Raw genomic sequence first — 15,391 nt, 5'->3', positions numbered from 1 at the left:
GCCGCGGCCTTGGCCCGGTGTTCCTATGCTGTCCCGATGCGTTTGTCCTGGCCCCTAACTGGGCGCGCGGAGGAGTTGCGGAGCGTCGGGACCGCGATTGCGGATCCTGACTCGGCAGGCATCCTCGTGTGCGGCGCGGCGGGCGTCGGCAAGAGTCGAGTCGCCCGGGAGGCGCTTGCGGCGGCTACGTCGCAGGGCTGCGTCGTCCGTTGGGTGGTGGGCACCACCGCGGGCCGGTTATTACCCTTCGGCGCACTCTCGTCGTGGACCACACCGGCCGGCGTTGAGAGCCTCCAACTGGTCCGCGCGGTGATCGAGGAACTCACCGCCGCCCCGAACGGCGCCCCGGTGGTCATTGGTGTCGACGACGCGCACCTGCTCGATGACCTGTCGACATTCGCGTTACAGCAGATCGTCCAGCGGGCCGCCGCGAAGCTCGTCCTGACGGCTCGCAGCGGTGAGCCGATTCCCCCGGCGACGCAGGAACTGTGGGCGGGAAGCGCGTTCGACCGACTCGACGTCCAGCCGTTGTCAGAGGATGAGACCACGGCGCTGGTGTCGACCGCCCTCGGAGGTCCGCTGGATCCGCATGCGGTCGAATGGTTGTGGAGGCTGACCCGCGGTAACCCGTTGTATCTGCGCAACATCGTCGAACGAGAATTCGCCGACGGCCGGCTGGTGACAGAGCGCGGTTGCTGGCACTGGACTGGTGAACCGGTGCTGCCGCCGAGCCTGCTCGAGTTGGTCGACTCCCGGATCGGCGCGGTCCCTCCCGCGGTCAGCGACGTCGTCGATCTGCTCGCAGTCGGCGAACCGATAGAGCTGGGGTCACTGACGCGAATCACCGACGCCGCGGCCGTCGAGGAGGCCGACCTGCGCAGCCTCGTCACCCTGGAGACCGTCGAAGATCGCACGCAGGTGCGGCTCGCCCATCCCCTCTACGCCGAGGTGCGCAGGCAGCGCTCCGCCCCGACGAGGCTTCGCCGCCTGCGCGGGCTGGTCGCAGCCGAGCTCGGTTCGTCCGACCGGTGCGATGACATGCGAACCGTGGTGCGCCGGGCGGCGTTGAGCCTGGATTCCGATCTGCCGCCCGACGCCGATCTGCTCCTCCGCGCGGCACAGGGCGCCGTGTGGCTCGCCGACCTGCCTCTGGCGGACCGGCTGGCGGAGGCCGCCATCCGATCCGGCGCGGGCGCGGAAGCGAACTTCGTTCGGGCGCATGCGCTTTCATGGCTCAGCCGCGGCCAGGAAGCGGACGATGTCCTCGCGGACATACCGCCGGCGCAGCTCGATGACCTGAACCGGTCTCGCCGCGCTTGCCTGCGCGCCGTGAACATGCTGTGGTCACTCGCGGACAGCGACGGCGCCAAGCAGCACATCGACGTCGCCATGGCCGATACCTCGCCGCGCGCCAGGGGCAGCCTCGATGCGGCCTCGAGCATGTACTGGGCGGCGATGGGGCAGCCGGACAGGGCCATGGCATCGGCGCGGGAACTCGACATCGATCTCCTGCCCGCGGTCGTTGGCACAGTGGCGAGTTGGGGGATCGTCGCCGCCGCGGGCGACGCCGGTCGCGTCTCCGAGGCGGTGGCGGGCGCCGAGCGCGCGTACACCATTGCGGTCCGCTCGTTCGACGCCGCCCACATGCGGTTCGTGATCGCCGATGCCCACCTGGGCGCACTCCTGCTTGCCGGCCGGATCAACGAGGCGATGCGCCTGGCCCAACACTTGCGTCACGAGGCCGCCAGCCTGCCCGGCGCCGCGTCGCTGATCAGCACCGCGTTGGCGGGCCGCGCCGCCCTCGGCGCCGGCCGCCTCGACGAGGCGAGCGGGCTGCTGCCGCCGGTCGTCGACACCTTGGTCGCCGTCGGCGAGCAGAACGGCTTCAGCTACCGGTACCGGTTGCCGTTCGTCACCGCCCTGGCCATTCAAGGGCTTGCCGACGAGGCCGCCGCCGCGCTCGCCACGCTGGAGCAACACCGCCATCCCAGCTGGCTCTACCTGGACTACGAGCGCGGCATCGCCAAGGCCTGGGTGGCCGCGAGCCAAGGTGCGGTCAGTGAAGCGATCGACATTGCGCGGTCTGCAGCTGAAATAGCTTGTAGCAACGGGCAATTCGCCGCGGAAGTGGTGTGTCTGCAGACCGCCACCCAGCTCGGTGACACCCGGTGCGCGCGCCGGCTACGAGAGCTGGAAACCATCGTGGAAGGTCCGCGCGCGGGTATCGCAGCGCGGTTCGCGGCCGCCCTGCACGACGGCGACGCGACCGAATTGGAAACGGTGTCATCGGACTTCGAGGAGATCGGGGACGTCGTGGCGGCCGTCGACGCCGCCGCGCACGCGGCGGTCGCCTATCGCCGCGGCGAGTTGAGGGGCTCGGCGTTGAGGTGCTCGACCCGAGCGGACGCGCTGGCCGAAAAGTGCGGCGGCGCCCACACTCCTGCGCTGCGCCAGGCCACCGAACGGTTGCCCTTCACCGATCGCGAGCGCGAGATCGTGATGTTGCTCGGACAGGGGCTGTCCAGCCGAGCGGTTGCCGAGCGGCTGACACTGTCCGTCCGTACGGTCGAGGGGCACATCTACCGGGCCATGGCCAAAACGGGCGTGACCAGCCGCGACGAACTCGCGGCCTTGCTGCGCCACGATCGATCGGGTTGACGGGTCGCGGTCGCCGTTTCGTCGGATTTGCAACGCCGACCGCGGTTTGGTGCTGAGCTATCCCCTGAAGGGAGGTGTGCGGCGTGTCCCGGTTCACGTCCTGGCTCGGCGAGCCCGATCACTACGACTGGATCACGGCCACGTTGCGCGAGCGCGGATTGCTGCGGGCGGCGCAGGTGGCCCTGGCTGTCATCTCCTCGATATCGGCGCTGGTACCGGTGGCCACCATGCTCAGCACCCGTCGCCCAACGGCCGAGGTGGTGCTCGTCGACGCCGGCGCGGCGGTCTTCGTCGTCGCGGTGAGCGTCTATTGGTTGACGCGCTGGCCAACCCGGGTCCAATCGGAGATTTTCGGAGTTATCGCCGCGATATGCATCGCGGGGTGGAGCCTGACCCAGCCGACGGCGGCCCTGGCGGCGGTCGGCTGCTGCGCCATGGCGACCAATAGCGGGTACGTCGCCCTGTTCCACAACAACAAGTTTCTGGCGTTCAGCGCGATCCTGGCGGGCATCGTCACCGTCGCTGCAGCGGTCCACCTGGCCCGCGAGGTCGACGTCGGAACCGGGCTCGCCGCGTTCTGGGTGATCGCGATGCTCAATGTGTCGTTCCCCGTGGCGATGCGAGGGATGTCGCGGGCAATGGGAACCTACGCCGAGCTCGCCGACGAGGACTCGCTGACCGGGCTGTTCAACCGCCGGGCGTTCATCGCCGCCCTCACCCGCAGACTCCGCGATCCGCACGCCGACGACACCCATCTGACCATCACCATGGTCGACCTGGATGCGTTCAAGCGCATCAACGACACCCTCGGCCACGCGGCGGGCGACCGCGCGTTGGTCGCCGTCGCCGAGGTGCTGCAACAGCAGGCGGCGCCGACGGCGGTGCTGTGCCGCGCGGGCGGCGAAGAGTTCCTGATCGCCACCATCGGCCCGTCGCCGGATGCGGAGGCGATCTCGGCGGGATTGCGCGGCGCGATCGCCGCCCTTCCGCAGGGGCTGACCGCCAGCATCGGCACCGCCACCGCCGAACTCTCCCCGATAGGAACCTCCGACATTCCGGGACTCATCGAAAAACTCATCGACGTCGCAGACAGCGCGATGTACACGGCCAAACGCCGCGGCGGTAATCAGGCCCACCATCTTTGATGCCAACCACCAAGCGCGCCCGAGAAATCGGGGTGAACACGCTACTGCCGGCACCGTGATCGGTGTAGTTTGCTGCTGGGGCGGGCCAGGCGAAGGAGCCAGTCGTGTCAGACGTCGATTACTGCGTGGTCGGAGCCGGGTTCGCGGGGCTGACGGCCGCCCTGCGGCTGAAGCAAGCCGGTCACTCGGTGGCCTTGCTGGAGGCGCGTGACCGGGTCGGCGGTCGCACGTTCACGGTCACCCGCGACGACGGCACCTGGATCGACCGCGGCGGCGCCTGGGTCGGGCCGGGCCAGGATCGCATCTACGCGATGATGGACGAGTTCGGCGTGCCCGAATACAAACAGCACAACGACGGCGACGCGATGATGGTCATCGACGGCAAGAAGCACCGCTACGGTGGCACCATCCCCTGGTCGATGAGCCCGTGGGCGGTCGCCAACCTCGGCGTCGGTTTGCTTTCGATCGAGAACATGTGCAAATCGATTCCGCGCGAAGCGCCTTGGGAGGCGAAGAACGCCGCGGAGTGGGATCGCATCAGCCTGGGGGAATGGATCGACAAGAACACCATGTCCCAGCAGGCCCGCGAGATGCTGGACATGGCGCTGTCCGGCGTGTACACCTCGGCGGGGTCGGAAACGTCGCTGCTGTGGGCGCTGCTACAGATGGGCTCGGGCGGCGGGCCCACCTTCGTCATCTCGGGCAAGGGCGGCGCCCAGGACGCCCGGCCGGTCGGCGGGATGGGTGCCATCTACCGGCAGATCGCCGCCGAACTCGGTGACGCGCTGCACCTTTCGCGCCCCGTCCGGCAGATCAGCCAGGACCGGGGTGGCGTGACGGTCGCCGCGGACGGCCTGACGGTGCGGGCGCGGCGGGCCATCGTCGCGATCCCGCTCGCCATCGCCAGTTCGATTGTGTACGAACCGATGTTGCCGGTGGACCGGGCACTTCTGCACCAGCGCATGCCAAGTGGCGCCGTCATCAAGATCTCGATCATCTACGACGAGCCGTTCTGGCGTGCCGACGGATTGTGCGGCCAGTCGGCCGCGCCCGGGTCGCCGGCCACGCTCACCATCGACGCCTGCACGAACACCGCGGACCCGGGGATCATGTGCGTGATTACCGAGGGGCCGGCCGCGCGTCGGCTGACACAAATGGACGAGGGCGATCGGAAAGCGGCGGTCATCGCCGAACTGGTCGATCGGTTCGGCAGCAAGGCCAAATCGCCGCTGGAATTCCACGAGCAGAACTGGACTACCGAGCGCTACTCCGGTGGCGGCATGATCAGCCACGCCCCGACCGGAGTGCTAACCGAATTCGGCTACACCTTGCGGGAGCCCTGCGGTCGCGTGCACTGGGCCGGCACCGAGAGCTCGGCGATCATGTGCGGGTGGATAGACGGCGCGATCCGCTCGGGCGAGCGCGCGGCGGCCGAAGTGATGGCGACCGAAACTGCCGCGGCCGCAGTCACTTAGGCCTGTGACAGGGCGCGGGCAGCACGCCGTTGTGCCGCCCGCGCCCGGGAACACTGGTCAGGCCCAGCCGGAGCCCACGGCCGAATCGGTGCTGGCCATGTTGCTGCCCGCGGACTGGACCTTTGCGCCGTGGGCATTGGCCTGCTCGTAGATCACCTGGAAGTTGCGACCCAGCTGCGTGATGAATTCCTGGCAGGCCACCGACCCGGCGCCGCCCCAGAAATCCCCCGCCGCCAACACGTCTCGCACGATCGCCTGGTGTTCGGCCTCCAGCGACGCCGCCTGGGCCCGGATCAGCGCCCCGTGCGAATCCACGTCGCCGAATTGGTAATTGATCGTCATTGCCAAACCTCCTAGCTGCTCAACGCTTGCTGCGAAGCCTGCTCTTGCTGCTCGTAATTGTTGGCGTCGCGGACCAGCCCGTCGCGCACGCCCTGCAGCATGCTCACGATGTTGCGAAACGCCTGATTCATCTGTCCCATCGTGTCGTAGGACGTCGCCTGGGCCGCCCCACTCCAGCTCGTGCCCGAAATGTCCTGCGACGACGCCCACATGCGTCGCGCCTCGTCCTCGACCGTCTGCGCATGCACCGAGAAACGGCTCGCCATTTCCCGCATCGCATACGGATCGGTCATAAACCGAGTAGCCACCGGTTTGCTCCTTTCAACAAGTGATCAATCTCTTTGTGCCGCCGCATCACACGCGGCGGAGGATCTCAACAGCCCGACGCCCACCCCCGCCCTATCCGACCCCGACCCGCGGCACCACGCTGGGCCGCGACTGCACCACATGCGGGCTGGCCCCGCCGCGACCCAACATCCCGCCCGCCGCGCCGCCGCCCATGCCGCCCATCGGCATCGGCATCATCGGCATGCCGCCCGCCGCAGAACCGACTCCCCCAGCGCCGCCGAGGATTTCGCCGCCCAGCCCCGACATCGCCGCGCTCACCATCCGCGCCGGCATCGACCCCTGCCACGTCGGGGGCACCGACATCGACCCCACCAGCCGCGCCTTGCCCAAACCGGCCGCCATGGCGGAACCCGCGCCCCCGCCACCGAGCGGCGTGGTCGCCGGCGCGGTGCTCCCGACGAACTTCGGGGCGTCGGCCCCCACCGCCGCGGCGTTGGCCAATCCCGCCGTGCCGGCGTTCGCCCCCTGCGCGAGCGACATGATCGGCGACATCAGCATGCTGACGGGCAAGGTCGCGACCTGGGCCAGCGACGACAGCGACGACAGCGGCGCCCCGGACACCAGTGATTGCAGCGCGGCCACCAGGGCCGAAAGGGGATCGGCCGCCCCGCCGCCCTGCGCAGCCATGCCGGCCAGGTCAACCGGCGGAGCCGCGAACGGCGTCAACGACGACGCCACCGACATCGCCCCGGCGTGGTAGCCGGCCATCGCGGCGAAGTCCTGGGCCCACATCTCCATGTAGTGGAACTCCGTGGCCGCGATCGCCGGGAAGTTCTGGCCCAGAAAGTTGGTGGCCACCAACGTCATCAGCTGCGCGCGGTTCGCCGCGACGGCGACCGGATGCACGGTGGCCGTCTGCGCCGCCTCGAACGCCGTCGCCGCTGCCCGGGCCTGCGCCGCCGCGGCCTCCGCCTGCACCGCCGACCCGGCCAACCACGACACGTAGGGCGCGGCCGAGCCCGCCATGGCCTGCGCTGCCGGGCCGGTCCACGGGCCGCCGGTCAGCGCCGAGACAACGGAGGCGAACGACGACGCGGATGACCGCAAGTCGGCGGCCAGCCCGTCCCAGGCCGTCGCCGCCACGAACAGCGGGCCGGCACCGGCGCCGGCATACATTCGCGCGGAGTTGATCTCCGGCGGCAACAACGAAAAGTCCGACATCACGGTCCCAACTATGCGAAGCGGTGAACCGAACTACGTCGGTCAGAACGCGTAGATCCGCGCAGTGCGGGGTCGTAGATCGCCATTCGGACATGCCCCTAGTGGAAGAAGCCGGCCTGGGAGCTGCCGTGGTTGAAGCCGCCGGAGCTGAAGTTGCCCAGGTTCGAGATGCCCGAGGAGAGCAGGCCCGCGAGCCCGATGCCGGTGACGTCGGCGCCCGCGTTGCCGATGCCCACGGCGAAGACGCCCGAGTTGTTGATGCCCGCGTCGACGCCGCCGCCCGTGTTGTGGAAACCGGAGTTGAAGCCCGCGCCGGTGTTCATGAAGCCGGAGTTGTCGAAACCCCCGTTGAAGAAGCCTGAACTCCCCGGGCCGGTGTTGCCGAAACCGGAGCTGGTGATACCGGCCGGAGTGATCGCGCTGAAGAAGCCGGTGTTGAGGTTGCCGGTGTTGAACGCGCCCGTGTTGGTGTTCCCCGCGTTCGCCCATCCCGTGTTCAACATGCCGGTGTTGAAGTCGCCGGTGTTGTCGAGACCCGTGTTGAAGTTGCCCGTGTTGTCGCCGCCGGAATTTCCGAAGCCGAAGTTGGAGGACCCCGCGTTCCCGGCGCCGAAGTTAAGGGACGCGCCGTTCCCGAAGCCGAAGTTGACTTCGCCGGCGTTGCCGAATCCGGTATTTGTGATGCCGGAGTTCCAGAACCCGGTGTTGGTGTCGCCCGCGTTGCCGAAGCCGAAATTGCCGCTGCCCGAGTTGAAGAAGCCCATGTTCCCGGTTCCCGAGTTGAAGAACCCGACGTTTCCCGTCCCGGAGTTGCCGAAGCCGAGGTTGCCGCTGCCGGAGTTCAGTGCGCCGAAGCCGATCTGGTTGTCACCCGTCAGCCCGAAGCCGATGTCATTGCTTCCGGTGTTCCCGAAGCCGAAGTCGTGGTTGCCGGTGTTGGCGGCGCCGACGTTGTTGTTGCCCCGGTTCCCGAAGCCCATGTTGGCCTGGCCGCGGTTGCCGCTGCCGACGTTTCCGCTGCCGAGGTTGCCGTTGCCGAGATTGCCGGCGCCGCTGTTGCCGTTGCCGAAGTTGTTGTTGCCGGCGTTGCCGCTGCCTACGTTTCCGCTGCCGAGGTTTCCCATGCCCACGTTCGTGTTGCCGACGTTGCCGGCGCCCACGTTGGCGTTCCCGGCGTTTCCGGCGCCGAGGTTGAGGTTGCCGATGTTGCCCAGGCCGAGGTTGATGTTCGGCAGCGCGGCCTGCGCCAGCTGGGCGGCCACCGCCGTCGCCCCGCCGTGATAGCCCACCATCGCCGACACATCCGCGGCCCACATCGCCTCGTACTGCGCCTCGGCGGCCGCGATCGCCGGAGCATTGAGCCCCAACACATTCGAACGCACCAACGACACCAACTCACTACGGTTGGCCGCCACCACCGCCGGATGCACCATCGCCGACACCACCGCCTCAAACGCCGACGCCGCCGCCCGCGCCTGCCCCGCCGAGCCTTGCGCCCGCGCCGCCGCCGCGCTCAACCACCCCACATACGGCGCGGCCGCGTTCGTCATCGCCACCGCCGCCGGACCCTGCCACCCCGCACCCACCAACCCCGACGTCACCGACCCGAAAGACGCTGCCGCCGAACCCAACTCGTCCGCCAGGCCGTCCCACGCGGCCGCGGCCTCCAGCATCGGACCCGGCCCCGCACCCAGATACACCCGCGCCGAATTGATCTCCGGCGGCAACACCAAAAAACTCATCACCCGTCCTTTAGTTGAAGAAGCCCGACTGCGCGTCGCGCCTGTTGAAGAAGCCCGAGCTCTCGATGCCGGAGTCGGCGATGCCCCCGTCGAAGTCGCCAGTCGTGGCGATGCCCGCGCTTTCGAAGCCGGAGTTCGCGATGCCCGCATTGAAGTCGCCCGAGTTTTGGATGCCGGCACCAAAGACGCCCGCGTTCTCGAAACCGGAGTTGAACGCGACTCCTGTGTTAAGGAAACCCGACGAGCTGGAGCTCGAGTTGAAAAAGCCGGAGGAACCAGTGCCATTGCCGAAGCCCGAACTTGTGACCCCCAGCTGGGTGACGACGCTACCGAAGCCGGTGTTCAGGCTTCCCGAGTTGAAGCCACCCGTGTTGGTGTTCCCGGCGTTCGCCCAGCCCGTGTTATTGGATCCCGAGTTGAAGTCACCCGTGTCAAATGCTCCCGAGTTTCCGCTGCCCGTGTTGACGGCGCCGGAGTTTCCGAAGCCCATGTTCAGGTCGCCCGCGTTCCCGTAACCCACGTTGGCGAGGCCGGCGTTGCCCCATCCCAGATTCTGGGCGCCGCCGTTGCCGAAGCCGGTGTTGACCGAACCACCGTTCCAGAAGCCGGTATTGGTGTCTCCGCCGTTGCCGAAGCCGAAATTGCCGGTCCCCGAGTTGAAGAAGCCGACGTTTCCGGTGCCGGAGTTGAAGAAGCCGATGTTGCCGGTGCCCGAGTTCCCGAAGCCGAGGTTGCCGCTGCCGGAATTCAGTGCGCCGAAACCGATCTGATTGTCACCCGTCAGCCCGAAGCCGATGTCGTTGTTGCCCGTGTTGCCGAAACCGAAGTCGTGGTTACCGGAGTTGGCGGCGCCGACGTTGTTGTTGCCCCGGTTCCCGAAGCCCATGTTGCCCTGGCCGCGGTTGCCGCTGCCGTCGTTGCCGACGCCGTTGTTCCCGTTGCCGATGTTGCCGCTGCCGAGGTTTCCGGTGCCAACGTTGTTGTTGCCGATGTTTCCGCTGCCGACGTTTCCGCTGCCGAAGTTTCCGCTCCCGACGTTGGTGCTGCCGACGTTTCCGCTGCCCAGGTTCTGGTTGCCGAAATTGCCGTTGCCCGCGTTGGCGTTGCCGGAGTTCCCGCTGCCGAGGTTGGTGTCGCCCTTGTTGCCACTGCCCAGGTTTTGGTTGCCGACGTTGCCGCCGCCGAGGTTGAGGTTGCCGATGTTGCCCAGGCCGAGGTTGATGTTCGGCAGCGCGGCCCGAGCCAGCTGGGCGGCCACCGCCGACGCCCCGCCGTGATAACCCACCATCGCCGACACATCCGCGGCCCACATCGCCTCGTACTGCGCCTCGGCCGCCGCGATCGCCGGAGCATTGAGCCCCAACACATTCGAACGCACCAACGACACCAACTCACTACGGTTGGCCGCCACCACCGCCGGATGCACCATCGCCGACACCACCGCCTCAAACGCCGACGCCGCCGCCCGCGCCTGCCCCGCCGAGCCTTGCGCCCGCGCCGCCGCCGCGCTCAACCACCCCACATACGGCGCGGCCGCGTTCGTCATCGCCACCGCCGCCGGACCCTGCCACCCCGCACCCACCAACCCCGACGTCACCGACCCGAAAGACGCTGCCGCCGAACCCAACTCGTCCGCCAGGCCGTCCCACGCGGCCGCGGCCTCCAGCATCGGACCCGGCCCCGCCGGTGCCGCCGGTCCCGCTCACGCTGGTTCCGCCGAGCCCGCCGGCACCCCCGCTGGAGAACAGCCCACCGTTGCCGCCGGCGCCCCCGTCCCCGCCGGGTCGGGTGATGCTGTCGCTGCGCCCGCCGACGCCGCCCGTCCCGGCCGCGCCGGACAGCATGCCGGCGTTGCCGCCGGCCCCGCCGTTCCCGCCGGTGCCCGCGTCCGAGCTACCGCCGGCCCCGCCGACGCCGCCCGAGCCGAAGAGCCCCGCCGACCCGCCGTGGCCGCCGTTGCCGCCGGCGCCGCCCGAGGCCAGGGGGGTTCCGCCGGCACCGCCGGCCCCGCCGTTGCCGATCAGCCCGGCGTTCCCGCCGTTTCCGCCGTTCCCGCCGTTGTTGCCGCCGCCGGTGCCGGATCCGCCGGCGCCCCCGTTGCCGATCAACCACCCGCCGTCCGTCCCGTTCTGCCCTGTCCCCGGGGCGCCGTTGACGCCGTTGCCGATCAGCGGGCGCCCGGTCAGCGCCTGCACCTCCCCGTTGACGCCGTCGAACAGGGTCTGCAGCGGCGACACGTTGGCGGCTTCGGCGGCCGCGAACATCGCCCCGCTGGTGCTCATCGTCTGCGTGAATTGCTGATGGAACAGCGCCGCCTCGGCGCCCAGCGCCTGAAACTCTTGGGCGTGGCCGGAAAACAGCGTGGCCAACGCCGCCGACACCTCGTCGGCGCCGGCGGCCAGCACCGCGGTCGTGGGGCCCGCGGCCGCCGCGTGCGCGGCGCTGAGCGCCGATCCGATGTTCTCCACATCCGCTGCCGCGGCCGCCACCAGCCCGGGGTCCACCATCACGAACGACATCGCTTTCCTCCCGATCGTCCTCAAGCAATCGACTCAAGGATGCGAATCATCGGGGCGGCGAACGTCGGTCAAAGCTCGTAGATCTCGCGCGACCGGGGGTCGTAGATTTGTGCGTTCGCGGTGCTTAGCCGCGGCCGGCCACTTCCTGGGCGAGTTGCACGCGGGAGGTGATGCCCAGTTTCGCGTACACGTGCGTGAGGTGGGTCTGCACCGTCCGCCGGGAGATGAACAGCCGGGCGGCGATCTCGTTGTTGGCCAGCCCGTCGGCGACCAGCCGCGCGACGTCACGCTCGGTCGGGGTGAGGGACGCCCAACCGCTGGTCGGGCGCTTGCGCTCGCCCCGGCCGCGGCGCGCGTAGGCGACGGCCTCGTCGAGTGAGAGCCCGGCGCCTTCGGCCCACGCGGCGTCGAAGTCCTGCGCGCCCATGGCGTCGCGCACCCCCGCGACCGTGCGCGCGTGATCTGCGTCGTAGATACGGAACCGCACCGCGCCGATCTGCCGCCGGATCGTGTCCGCGGCACCCAGCAGCCGCGCCGCGTCGCGATGGCTTTGGCCGTCGGCGGCCAGCCGGCCGAGGCATTCGAGGATGTCGGGGACGGCGAGGTGCGCCCCGTACTCCGCGGCGCAGCCGAGCGCCTTGTGGGCGTCGCGCTCCGCCTGATCCGGCTCTCCCTTGGCGATCGCGACGCGCGCGCGCCGGGTCAGCGCCCGGGCCAGGTGCCAGCCCGCCGACGACGCGACCTGATGGTCCGCCCAGCGTCCGGCCTCGATCAGATCGCCTCGGGCCAGGGCGACCTCGACGATCGGGTTGGCGATCGCCGCACCCAGCTCGCCCTCGACGGTCACCCGCTGCTGCGCCGCCTCGGTGGCCGCGGTGGCCGCCGCGACGTCGCCGGCGGCCAGCGCCGCGGTGGCCAACACCGCATAGCTGAACCCCTCGTTGTACGGCCACAAATCCGACGCGGCTTCCAGCGACGCGCGGGCCGCGGCCGCGGCCGCCTCCACCTCGCCCTGGAAGGAGAGCACCAGGCCGAGGCTCAGCCGCGCGCCCCACCGGAACAGGACGTCGTGCGCCGCGTCGGCATCGGCGGTCACCTCGCCGAACTGCTCGACGGCCTTGACCAACTCGCCCTTCATCATGTGCGCCAAGCCCAGGGTCCAGTGGCACGAGCGCGCATGGAACCGGTCGCCGATCGAGGCGGCGAGCTCGCAGCCTTCGCGGGAGGTCGCCTCCGCGGCGACCGGATCGCCGGCGTAGAACGCGCCGTTGGCCTGCCAGGTCAGGATCTGGATCAGCCGCCACTGGTCGTCCAGCGTACGGGCGATGCCGATGGCCTCGGCCAGGTACGGGCGGGCCGCGTCGGCGCTGTAGGAAGCGATCGCGCCGCAGGCGGTGAGCGCGCGCGCCAGTAGCGCGGGATCGTCGATCTCGCGGGCGATCGCCACGGCCTGTTGCGCCTGCTCGAGGTTGTCGCCGATGCTGCGCGACGCGTCCAGGGCCGCCTTGTCGGCGAGGGCGCGCCCGCGCACCACGGCCGAGATGCCGGCGTTGTCCTCGGGCAGCGTGGCGTCGAACCAGGCCAGCCCCTCCTGGATGCGGCCCCGCGTCTGCCAGAGCGGTTGCAGCGACGACGTCAGCTCCAGCGCCCGTTCGATCTCGCCGTTGTCCCGGCTCCACGCGAACGCGGCCCGCAGGTTGTCGATCTCGATCTCGACCTGTTCGATGCGGCGCTGATGGTCGGGGTCCGCGGGGCTGTCCAGCAGGGCCGCCAGCGCGGCGTAGTAGTCGCGGTGCCGCGCGTGCACCTCGTCGGCCTCACCGGATTCAATCAGCTTGGCCATCGCGTAGTGGCGCACCGTGTCGAGCAGCCGGAAGCGGGTCCTGTCGCCGGCGTTTTCCGCCACCACGAGGGACTTGTCCACCAGCTGGGCGAGCCGGTCGAGGATCTGGAGTTGCTCCGCGGGGTCGGCGTCGCCGATGACCCGCGCGGCGTCGAGGTCGAATCCGGCCCGGAAGACCGCCAGCCGGCGAAACAGCACGCGCTCCGGCTCGCTCAGCAGCTCGTGGGACCAGTCGACCGATTCACCCAACGTCCGTTTGCGCCGCGTCCCGGGGCGCACGCCGGTGACCAGCCGGAATCGGTTACGCAGCCCGTCGAGGATCTCGGTCAGCGACATCATCCGCACCCGCGCCGCCGCCAGCTCGATCCCCAGGGGCAGGCCGTCCAGGCGCTCGCAGATCTCGCTCACCGCGGCGGTGTCGTCGACGGCGATGTCGAAGTCGGGCCGGGCCAGGCGCGCACGGTCGACGAACAGTTCGATCGCCTCGTCGGCGAGCGACAGCGACGGGACCCGCCAGGTCACCTCGCCGGCCACCCCGATCGGCTCACGGCTGGTGGTCAGGATCGTCAACTGCGGGCACGCCCCCAGCAGCGCGACCGTCAGGTCGGCGCACTCGTCGATCAGGTGCTCGCAGTTGTCCAGGACGAGCAGCACCTGGCGATCACCGAGGAACCGCACCAGGGTGTCCGTCGCCGAGCGACCCGGCTGGTCGGGCAGGCCCAGCGCCCGAAGCGCCGCGACCGGCACCACGTCGGGGTCGGTGACCGGCGTCAGGTCGACGAACCACACGTTGCCGTCGAACTCGGCCGCCGCCTGCGCGGCCACCTGGACCGCCAGGCGGGTCTTGCCGACGCCGCCGGCGCCGGCGAGGGTCACCAGCCGGTTCTCGTACAGCGCCTTGACCACGTCGTTGGTCAGGGTGACGCGACCCACGAACCGGGTCAGCTGCACGGGAAGGCCGTGGGGAACGACGCTGCCGGTGGTGCGCAGCGGCGGGAACTCGACGTCCAGGTCGGAGTGGCACAGCTGCGCCACGCGCTCCGGGCGGGGAAGGTCGCCGAGCTGATGGGTGCCCAGGTCGGTGAGCCAGGCGTCGGCCGGCAATTGGTCGACGACCAGGTCGCGGGTGATGCCCGAGAGCAGGATTTGGCCGCCATGTGCCAGCTCGCGCAGGCGGGTCGCCCGCTCGGGGGTCGAGCCGACGTAGTCGCCGGTGTCGTCCAACTGGACCTCGCCGGTGTGCACGCCGACGCGCAGCCGGATCGGCGCCAACGGCGCGCGCTGCAATTCGACAGCACACGCGACCGCGTCGGTCGCATGGGCGAAAGCGGCCATGAAGCCGTCGCCCACGCCCGGCTCGATCGCGAGCACGCCGTCGTGGGTGGGGACGACCTCGGAGGCCGCGCGGGCCAGCCGCACGAGCGCGGCCGTCATTTGCTCCGGCCGGGACTCCCACAGTCGCTCGGAGCCCTCGAAATCGGCGACAAGCAGGGTCACCGTTCCTGTGGGCATAAACTCCCTGACGCCAGGGTCACTCCTGTTCCATGACCGCATGCCCCCGCGCACATCAGTTTCGCCCATGCCACCCGCCCAGGGTCGAGGTCCGGCGTAAATCCATTGAGGTCATCGGGGCGGCGGAGCAAGCCCCCGCGGGCCCACGAACACCGGCTGCCGCTTTGCCGTGGGCGGTCCTACGACCCCGGGCCTCGCTGCATTTACGACCCCTCATGCTCTGTATCTACGCGATACGACCGACGTTAGTTCGACGCAATCCCCCGCATATTTGACTCGTTTCCAACAGACGTCGGGGGACGGGTTCGCAATTCGCTGCGTTTTCAGCCTTCGCTCGACGGCAAGCGAGCGGGAGGGAAGGCAATGTCGTACGTGGTAGCGGCCCCGGAGATGCTGGCGGCCGCATCGGCGGATCTGGAGGGCATCCGCTCGGCGCTGAGCGCGGCAAACGCGGTGGCGGCGGCTCCGACCTCAGGGGTGGTGGCGGCCGGTGCCGATGAGGTCTCGGTCGCGATCGCCGCCCTGTTTTCCGGGCACGCCGAGCTGTATCAGGCGCTGAGCGCACGGGCGGCGAGCTTTCATCAGCAGTTCGTTCGGGCCATGAGCGCCGGCGGGGCGCTCTACGCGGAAGCCGAGGCCGCCAACG

The 15,391-nt window shown here is 69.7% G+C and carries 9 protein-coding genes and 2 pseudogenes; 4 read left to right on the top strand and 7 right to left on the bottom strand.

Features of this window, described 5'->3' with window-relative positions:
- The first annotated feature begins 36 nt into the window (after positions 1-36).
- The 3 genes from A5706_RS06850 to A5706_RS06840 all read left to right on the top strand — a co-directional run bounded on the left by A5706_RS06850 (position 37) and on the right by A5706_RS06840 (position 5,278).
- Complete coding sequence (locus A5706_RS06850; protein ID WP_068128479.1) at positions 37-2,658, top strand: LuxR C-terminal-related transcriptional regulator; 2,622 nt, start codon at positions 37-39, stop codon at positions 2,656-2,658.
- Positions 2,659-2,741: 83 nt separating this feature from the next.
- Entirely contained in the window at positions 2,742-3,803 is a 1,062-nt protein-coding gene (locus tag A5706_RS06845; RefSeq protein ID WP_068128477.1) for a diguanylate cyclase, read from the top strand.
- A 104-nt stretch (positions 3,804-3,907) separates the two neighbouring features.
- The gene (locus A5706_RS06840) at positions 3,908-5,278 is read left to right on the top strand and encodes an NAD(P)/FAD-dependent oxidoreductase (protein WP_068128475.1); all 1,371 of its coding nucleotides are present in this window, start codon (positions 3,908-3,910) and stop codon (positions 5,276-5,278) included.
- A gap of 57 nt (positions 5,279-5,335) precedes the next feature.
- On the opposite strand, the gene A5706_RS06835 is transcribed toward A5706_RS06840, so the two are convergent.
- From A5706_RS06835 to A5706_RS06810, 7 genes and pseudogenes are all read right to left on the bottom strand, one after another.
- Positions 5,336-5,620 (bottom strand): WXG100 family type VII secretion target, encoded by a 285-nt coding sequence (locus tag A5706_RS06835; RefSeq protein ID WP_068108167.1) that lies wholly within the window; start codon positions 5,618-5,620, stop codon positions 5,336-5,338.
- 11 nt (positions 5,621-5,631) lie between these two features.
- The gene (locus tag A5706_RS06830) at positions 5,632-5,928 is read right to left on the bottom strand and encodes a WXG100 family type VII secretion target (RefSeq protein WP_068108169.1); all 297 of its coding nucleotides are present in this window, start codon (positions 5,926-5,928) and stop codon (positions 5,632-5,634) included.
- A 91-nt stretch (positions 5,929-6,019) separates the two neighbouring features.
- On the bottom strand, positions 6,020-7,132 hold the full coding sequence (locus A5706_RS06825; RefSeq protein WP_197517768.1) for a PPE family protein: 1,113 nt from the start codon (positions 7,130-7,132) through the stop codon (positions 6,020-6,022).
- A 95-nt stretch (positions 7,133-7,227) separates the two neighbouring features.
- Positions 7,228-8,871: a PPE family protein gene (locus A5706_RS06820; RefSeq protein ID WP_068128471.1), complete on the bottom strand. Its 1,644-nt coding sequence runs from the start codon at positions 8,869-8,871 to the stop codon at positions 7,228-7,230.
- Between the two features lie 10 nt (positions 8,872-8,881).
- A pseudogene (locus A5706_RS06815) lies at positions 8,882-10,555 on the bottom strand (PPE family protein); the annotation flags it as partial.
- A gap of 325 nt (positions 10,556-10,880) precedes the next feature.
- Positions 10,881-11,378, bottom strand: a pseudogene (locus tag A5706_RS35170) (PE family protein); the annotation flags it as partial.
- A gap of 136 nt (positions 11,379-11,514) precedes the next feature.
- Positions 11,515-14,745 (bottom strand): LuxR family transcriptional regulator, encoded by a 3,231-nt coding sequence (locus A5706_RS06810; RefSeq protein ID WP_231985076.1) that lies wholly within the window; start codon positions 14,743-14,745, stop codon positions 11,515-11,517.
- A gap of 363 nt (positions 14,746-15,108) precedes the next feature.
- Here A5706_RS06810 and A5706_RS06805 point away from each other — a divergent pair.
- Positions 15,109-15,391: PE family protein (locus A5706_RS06805; RefSeq protein WP_156766989.1), on the top strand; the 283-nt coding region annotated here is incomplete at its 3' end.

The organism is Mycobacterium sp. E796 (genome assembly GCF_001672815.1).
In the GTDB taxonomy this organism is placed as follows: domain Bacteria; phylum Actinomycetota; class Actinomycetes; order Mycobacteriales; family Mycobacteriaceae; genus Mycobacterium.
Note: the sequence above shows the minus strand (reverse complement) of the source record. Positions and strands in the feature narration are given on the sequence as shown.